Source organism: Streptomyces chlorus (genome assembly GCF_042655885.1).
GTDB lineage: Bacteria > Actinomycetota > Actinomycetes > Streptomycetales > Streptomycetaceae > Streptomyces > Streptomyces chlorus.
Window position 1 is genome coordinate 1 of record NZ_JBHSOA010000124.1, and the last position, 1,284, is coordinate 1,284.

Annotated in this window: 2 protein-coding genes; both read right to left on the minus strand. The window is 66.3% G+C overall.

All coding sequences use genetic code 11. The features are described 5' to 3' along the window. Positions 1 to 889, minus strand: an 889-nt coding sequence (locus ACFPZI_RS33665) for an alpha-amylase family glycosyl hydrolase (RefSeq protein ID WP_381370970.1), incomplete at its 3' end; no start/stop codon positions are given. Beyond that, the coding region (locus ACFPZI_RS33670; RefSeq protein ID WP_381370971.1) for an alpha-glucosidase C-terminal domain-containing protein at positions 886 to 1,284 on the minus strand (399 nt) is incomplete at its 5' end. The genes ACFPZI_RS33670 and ACFPZI_RS33665, both read right to left, overlap by 4 nt.

Below are 1,284 nucleotides of genomic sequence, written 5' to 3' on the forward strand. Positions count from 1 at the left end.
CCATGAAGATGCGGGGCATGACCGGGAAGTGGAACGCCATGTGGCACTCGTCGCCGCCGGCGGTGTAGTCGCCGAAGTAGTCGACGACGTCCTCCGGCCACTGGTTCGCCTCGGCGAGGACCACCGTGTCCGGGTACTGCGCGTCGATCTCCTTGCGCACCCGCTTCAGGAAGGCGTGCGAGGCGGGCAGGTTCTCGCAGTTGGTGCCCTCGGCCGCGTACAGATACGGCACGGCGTCCAGCCGGAAACCGTCGATGCCCAGGTCCAGCCAGAAGCGCAGGGCCGCCAGGATCTCCTCCTGGACGCGCGGGTTCTCGTAGTTCAGGTCCGGCTGGTGCGAGAAGAAACGGTGGAAGTAGTACTGCCCGCGGACCGGGTCGTACGTCCAGTTGGAGGCCTCGGTGTCGACGAAGATGATCCGTGCGTCCGGATAGCCCTTGTCGTCGTCCGCCCACATGTAGAAGTCGCCGTAGGGGCCGTCGGGGTTTTGGCGGGACTCCTGGAACCATGGGTGCTGGTCGCTGGTGTGGTTCATGACGAAGTCGATGATCACGCGCATGCCCCGCTGATGGGCGGCGTCCGCGAACTCCACGAAGTCGGCGAGGTCTCCGAACTCGGGCAGCACGGCGGTGTAGTCGGCGACGTCGTAACCGCCGTCGCGCAGCGGTGACTTGAAGAAGGGGGGCAGCCAGAGGCAGTCGACGCCGAGCCACTGCAGATAGTCGAGCTTGGCGGTCAGCCCCTTCAGGTCGCCGATGCCGTCGCCGTTGCTGTCCTGGAAGGAGCGGACGAGGACCTCGTAGAAGACGGCTCGTTTGAACCAGTCGGGGTCCCGGTCCCTGACCGGAGCGTCCTCGAAGATGTCCAGCACTGGTTCGTTGACAGTCATGACGCTCCTGACCCTCCGGTTCGCTGGGCGGCGGGCGGTCGCTGGACGTGCAGGACATGCGCGGGAGCCCGCCCAGGCTCCAGACGCACGTAGTTGGTGCTGCCCCAGTGGTACGTCTCGCCGGTGAGTTCGTCGCGTACCGGCACCGACTCGTGCTGGTCCAGGCCGAGTTGCGGCATGTCCAACGAGACCGTGGCCTCCTGGGTGCGGTGGGGATCGAGGTTGGCCACCACCAGCACGACATCCGCTCCGCTGCGCTTGCTGTACGCGATGACCGCGTCGTTGTCGGTGTGATGGAAACGGAGGTTTCTGAGCGCCTGCAGCGCGGGGTGCTCCCGGCGGATGGTGTTGAGGCGGGTGATGAGGGGGGTGAGGGTGTGTCCGTGGTGTTCGGC